General features: G+C 70.8%; 4 protein-coding genes. 1 reads left to right on the top strand and 3 read right to left on the bottom strand.

Annotated features, from left to right (window positions below):
* Positions 1–12: 12 nt before the first annotated feature.
* Positions 13–1,440 carry a circularly permuted type 2 ATP-grasp protein gene (locus RDU12_RS11530; protein ID WP_300293322.1) on the bottom strand — a complete coding sequence of 476 codons (1,428 nt, stop codon included), beginning with the start codon at positions 1,438–1,440 and terminating at the stop codon, positions 13–15.
* Positions 1,441–1,605: 165 nt separating this feature from the next.
* On the opposite strand from RDU12_RS11530, the gene RDU12_RS11525 reads away from it, so the two are divergent.
* Positions 1,606–2,322, top strand: a complete 717-nt coding sequence (locus RDU12_RS11525) for a hypothetical protein (protein WP_308684706.1) — start codon at positions 1,606–1,608, stop codon at positions 2,320–2,322.
* Between the two features lie 386 nt (positions 2,323–2,708).
* Here the strand turns inward: RDU12_RS11525 and RDU12_RS11520 are convergent, their stop codons facing one another.
* Together RDU12_RS11520 and RDU12_RS11515 are read right to left on the bottom strand one after the other, a co-directional pair.
* Positions 2,709–5,144, bottom strand: coding sequence for a prolyl oligopeptidase family serine peptidase (locus RDU12_RS11520; protein ID WP_308684704.1), 2,436 nt, complete (start codon positions 5,142–5,144; stop codon positions 2,709–2,711).
* A 68-nt stretch (positions 5,145–5,212) separates the two neighbouring features.
* Positions 5,213–5,916, bottom strand: a 704-nt coding sequence (locus RDU12_RS11515; RefSeq protein ID WP_308684703.1) for a hypothetical protein, incomplete at its 5' end; no start/stop codon positions are given.

Here is a 5,916-nt window from a genome sequence, read left to right as displayed (position 1 = left end):
GTGCGCACAGCCTCAGACATCCAGCACCCAGGTGTCCTTGGTCCCGCCGCCCTGGCTGGAGTTGACCACCAGCGATCCCGGCTTCAGCGCCACCCGCGTCAACCCGCCCGGCGCCACCTTCACCCCCTCGGGACTGGACAGCACGAACGGCCGCAGGTCGACGTGCCGCGGCGCCAGTTCGCCCGACTTGTCCAGCGTCGGCGCGGTCGACAGCGCCAGGGTCGGCTGGGCGATGAAGTCGTCCGGATCGTTGATCAGCCGCTTGCGGAAGGCCTCGATCTCGGTCTTCGACGCCGCCGGCCCGACCAGCATGCCATAGCCGCCCGAGCCGCCGACCTCCTTGACCACCAGCTCCTCCAGATGCGCCAGGACGTGCTTCAGCGCCTCCGGCTCGCGGCACCGCCACGTCGGCACGTTCTTCAGGATCGGCTCCTCGCCGGTGAAGAAGCGGATGATCTCCGGCATGTAGGTGTAGACCGCCTTGTCGTCGGCCACGCCCGTTCCCACCGCATTGGCCAGGGTCACCGTGCCCGCCTGGTAGGCGGTCATCAGCCCGGGCACGCCCAGCGCCGAATCCGGCCGGAAGGTCAGCGGATCGAGGAAGTCGTCGTCGATGCGCCGATAGACGACGTCGACCCGCTGGGCCCCCTGGGTGGTGCGCATGAACACCCGGCCGTCGTCGACGAACAGATCGCGCCCCTCGACCAGCTCGACCCCCAGCTTGTCGGCGAGGAAGCTGTGCTCATAGTAGGCCGAGTTGAACGGCCCCGGCGTCAGCACCACGATGGTCGGATCGCTGCCCGCCGCCTCGGGCGCGCAGGCCCGCAAACTGGCCAGCAGCATATCGGCATAGGTCTCGACCGGCCGCACCGGATAGTCGGCGAACAGGTCGGGGAACAACCGCATCATCATCTCGCGGTTCTCCAGCATGTAGGAGACCCCGGACGGCGTGCGGCAATTGTCCTCCAGTACATAGAAGTCGTCGTCGTCGGTGCGGACCAGATCGACCCCGGCGATGTGCACCCAAACCCCGCGCGGCGGCCGCCGGCCCTGCATCTCGGGCGCATAGTGGGGATTGGTCAGCACCAGTTCGGCCGGCAGCACGCCCGCCTTCAGGCACTCCTGCGGACCATAGATGTCCGCCAGGAACAGGTTGATGGCGTTGACCCGCTGGGTCAGCCCGGCCTCCAGCCCGGCCCACTCCGCCGCGCCGATGATCCGGGGCACCACGTCGAACGGGATCAGCCGCTCGCTCGACTCCGCGTCGCCGTAGACGGCGAAGGTGATGCCCATGCGGCGGAAGAACAGCTCGGCCTGGCGCGAGCGCGATTGCAGCAGGCCCTCGGGCGCCTCGGCGAGCCAGCGCGCCAGCCCCCGATAACTCTCCCGGACGTCCGTCCCATAGGCGGACGCGTCTCCTGACATCTCGTCGAAGGCCATACGGCTCCTGCTGCAACGCGCCACAAAACGTGGCCAGATAAGCTACGCGCGCGCAACCGGATTGTTGCACCGGCTCCGACGCTGACACCTTCGTGAGGCCGCGTCCGGCCCGGAACATCCTCCGCCGGGTCCGGTTTTCCAGTCTCCCATCAGAGGAGATCAGCGATGCAGAATCCCTTCCGACCCCACGACGAACCGGGCCGTCCGGATCGTGACCGCGACGAGTTCCGCCACGAGGCCCGCGACCGTCGCCCCGAAGAGCGGCCCACCTGGGGCGGCGGCGACGGCGGGCGCACCGCCGAGGCCTTCCGCCGCGAGGAACAGGCCTATGGCCGCGACCCCTCCGGCCCCGCGGGGGCCTGGACCCAGGACAGCTACCAGCAGGGCCGGTATGGCGAAGGCTACGACGCCCACGGCGCCCGGGCCTGGGGCGGCCCGCAGTATGGACAGGGCTACGGCGCCCGCACGGGCGAGCGCGGTCCGCAGATGACCCGGGGCTACGCCGAGCCCGGCTATGGGCCGTCCAGCTACGGCGGCCAGCATTATGCCGCCCAGGGTCGGAGCGGCCAGAGCGAGACGGGGCGCTACCCCACCCACGGCTACGCCCCGGGCGCCCAGATCTGGGAAGGCTCGGGCCCCGGCATGGGCGGCCAGAGCCATCAGCATCACGACTTCGAGCCGGACTACCTGCACTGGCGCGAACAGCAGCTGTCGGCCTTCGACAAGGACTACAGCGAGTGGCGCAGCGAACGCCGCCAGAAATTCTCGTCCGACTTCGACAGCTGGCGCCAGAGCCGTCCGCGCATCCAGGCCGAGAACCCCATCGTCGGCGACGTCTCCGACGGCGGCACGGGCGACGCGAGCGAGGTCAAGAAGCGGTAGTCGCTGATCTTGTCATCCCGGCCGAACCCCGGCGAAAGCCGGGGGGAGAGCCGGGACGCGCCGACCCCAAACTCACCCTCCCGGAAGCTGCGCCGGCAGCTATCCGGGAGACAGGTCGGGCCACACTGCGACGGTCACCCGTCTCCCGGACAATCGCGCCGCGATTTCCGGGAGGTGAGATGGCAGCCCTGCCCCGTCCCGGATCACCGCTGTGCGGCGTCCGGGATGACAAGGCGCAGGTCCCTCCCGTTCCTAGGGACACATCCCCAATGCAAGGCAGTCATAGGTCACGACCCCGATAACCCCGAAGATCAGCAAGGCGCCAACGGCTGCCAGAAGAACCAGCAACCTCGCCAACGCCTTCCAGGGTCTGGGTCCGGCAGGCCTCACCGCGGCCCCGCATCCTTCACATACTGATCCAGCCAGCGGGTCATCTCCCACAGGGTGTGGCCGACCGACTCCCGCGCCCGGTAGCCGTGCGCCTCCAGCGGCAGGACGACGTAGCGCACCGTCGCGCCATGGCCCTTCAGCGCCGCATAGAACCGCTCCGACTGCACCGGGAAGGTGCCCGAGTTGTCGTCGGCCTCGCCGTGGATCAGCAGGATCGGCTCATTGACCCGGTTGGCGTAGGTGAAGGGCGACATCTCCGTATAGGTGTCGGTCGCCTCCCAGTAGGTGCGCTGCTCGGCCTGGAAGCCGAACGGCGTCAGGGTCCGGTTATAGGCGCCCGAGCGGGCGATGCCGGTGCGGAACAGGTCGGTGTGGGCCAGCAGGTTGGCGGTCATGAAGGCGCCGTAGCTGTGGCCGCCGACGGCGATCCGGTCGCGGTCCGCCACGCCCATCCCGACCACCGCGTCGACCGCCGCCTTCGCGCTGGCCGAGAGCTGTTCGATATAGGTGTCGTTCGGCTCGGCCCCGTCGACCCCGACGATCGGCATCGAGGGATCGTCCAGCACCGCATAGCCCTGGGTCAGCAGGAACAGATGGCTGGAGCCGCCCGGCCGCACGAAGCGGTTGGCGGTGTCGACCACCTGACCGGCCACGGCGGCGTCGGTGAACTCGGCCGGATAGGCCCACATCACCAGCGGCAGCGGGCCGTCGCGGTCCTTGTCGTAGCCGGCCGGCAGATACAGCGTCCCCGACAGCTGCACCCCGTCGTCGCGGGTGTAGGTGATCAGCTGCCGCGTCACCCCCGCCAGCTGCGGGGCCGGATCGGGAAACTGGGTCAGGGCGTCGGGGGCCTGCGCATCCAGATTGCGGACATACAGGTTCGGCGGATCGTTGCGGGTCTCGCGCCGGGTCACCAGCCGCCGCGCGTCGTCGTCCAGAATGCCGACGACGCTCTCATAGTCGCCGCTGGCCGAGGTCCACAGCCGGTCGGTCCGGCCGCTGGTCAGGTCCATGGCGGCGAGGAACGGATATTCGCCCTCGCGGGTCGCCCCGTCGCCGGTCATCAGGATGCGGCCGTCCGAGGTGAACCGCGCCACCGGGAAGCCGGAGGCGTTGGCCTCCGTCACCGGGAAGCCCGGATCGTTGTAGCGATCCTGATAGTTCCGCTCCAGCAGCACCCGGCCCTCCCCGGGGTTCGACGGATCGACCACCAGCCGCGTCTCGTGCCGGGTGTTGAACCAGCGGGTGTAGACCAGCGCCGTGTCCGCATCGCCCCAGGTGACGCCGCCGTAGCGTTCCTTCAGATCGACCAGCGGCGTCGGCTGACCGGTGAAAGGCGCGGCCAGCATGAACACCCGGTCGCGCACCTCGGCCTCGGTCCGCGGATCGCCCCCGTCCTGGGCCTCGGCCCAGACCAGGGTCGCCGGCGCGTCCGAGCGCCAGCCCACCGAGCGCGGGCCCGGCGCCGTGGCGTCGAACGGCGTCGGGATGTTGTCGCGCAGCGGCAGGTCGGCGACCTGGTGCACGGTCCGGCCCTGCAGGTCGATCACCGTGACCTCGGTCGGGAACAGCCGCGCCGGAACGACATAGCTGTAGGGCTTCTTCACCGTGGTCCGCAGCACGAAGCGGCCGTCCGGCGACACCCCCGCGCCCAGATGCACCGCCGGCTCCGCCAGCGGCCGCGCCGCGCCCTGCAGCGGAACCAGGGTCAGCTGCGAGGTGAAATAGTGGTCGAACAGGGCCTCGTCGCCCGCGTTGCCCAGCAGGTCCTGATAGGTCCGGGCCGGGGCCGTGCGCCCCATGCTCTCCTCGACGGTCGGACCCGACGGCGGCCGCGACACGTCCGGCGCGGCGCCCCGGCCCTGCGGGACCATCCGCACCACCAGTCCGGCGCTGTCGGGCGTCCAGTCATAGGCCCCGCCCGCCGCCGCATTGACCCGGGGGTCGGTCAGCCGCCGCGCCGCGCCGCTGGCCACGTCCGCGACCCACAGCTCCAGCCCCGTCGGCGCGTCCATCAGCAGGGCGACTGACCGGCCGTCCGGCGACCAGCCCGGCGAGGTGAAGCGCGCGCCCTCCGGCAGGGCCACGGCCCGCGCCGGCCCGCCCGCCACCGGCTGGAAGCTAAGCCCCGTCAGCCAGCTGACCCGGCTGTTGGCCGGCCCGTTGTTGCGCGGATTGATCCGGTAGCCGCCCAGCCGCAGCATCGGCTCGGCCAGCTCGGCGATCGGCGGCAGGTTCGACCGGTCGAACAGCGCCAGCGTCGTCCGGTCCGGGCTCAGGCTCGGCGTCGGCGTCGGCTTCTTGTCCAAGATGTCGGCGATCGGCGCCGGCGGCTGCTGATAGGTCAGCCCGTCCTGGGCCAGTACGGGTCCGCTGATGGCGGCGATCAGCACGAAGGCGGGCAGCGCCCGGGCGAGACGACGAAGACGCATGTTCACTCCCCACAGCCGCCGAACCGTCGGACGGGCGACGGCACGCTAGGGTTCGTCGTCGCCGCCGGTCAAGGCCGACGCGGCGCCGCACCCGTCATCGCATAGCAGCTGGCTCGCGTCGGGCGCCGGCCCTCGCGGTCGCCATAGGCCGCCCGGATCGAACAGATGTCAGCCGGGCTCAGCTCGCCCTTCCAGCGGTCCGGGTTGCAGTAGTTCATGATCGAGGCGGCGTCGTAATAGGTCTCTTCCGCCACCACTGGCTCGGGCGTGCTCATCCGCGCCACGCAGTCCGGCGCGCGCGGGCTGACGTGGTCGTGGCTGAACCCCAGTCCGTGCCCCAGCTCGTGCAGGGCGTCGGCGTAGAAACAGCCGTCCCGCCCCTCGCTGCCGCGCCGTCCGCAGATGCGGTTGGTGACCAGGTATTCGGCGTTCAGGGTGATGGTCCCCCCGCGCACCAGATTGACCCCCAGGTGGCTGGCCGAGGCGAACAGCTCCGGATCGTGGACGATGCGGATAGGAATGCGCCGCTCCGGCCCCGTGGTCGGGCTCCCGGCGCAATCGGCGCGGATGTCGAAATCGACCCTGGCCACGGCCTCCCAGGCCGCGGCCGCCTCCAGCACCTTGTCGCGGGCCCAGCCGTCCTCCGTCGCCGGCGTCTGGAAGCACATCGGGACCAGCCCATCCGGCCACATGTCGGCCTCGGCCGGCGGCGGCGCGGGCGATGCGCACCGCCACGGCCATGGCCTCGCCCCCGCAGCGGGCGTAGCGCACC

The organism is Brevundimonas sp., from assembly GCF_031082345.1.
Taxonomy (GTDB): domain Bacteria; phylum Pseudomonadota; class Alphaproteobacteria; order Caulobacterales; family Caulobacteraceae; genus Brevundimonas.
This window is presented reverse-complemented; position numbering and strand designations above follow the sequence as displayed.

Bases quoted from the DNA above. Each gene is read 5' to 3' on its own strand.
- RDU12_RS11530 (WP_300293322.1), bottom strand. From the start codon at position 1,440: ATGGCCTTCGACGAGATGTCAGGAGACGCGTCCGCCTATGGGACGGAC.
- RDU12_RS11525 (WP_308684706.1), top strand. From the start codon at position 1,606: ATGCAGAATCCCTTCCGACCCCACGACGAACCGGGCCGTCCGGATCGT.
- RDU12_RS11520 (WP_308684704.1), bottom strand. From the start codon at position 5,144: ATGCGTCTTCGTCGTCTCGCCCGGGCGCTGCCCGCCTTCGTGCTGATC.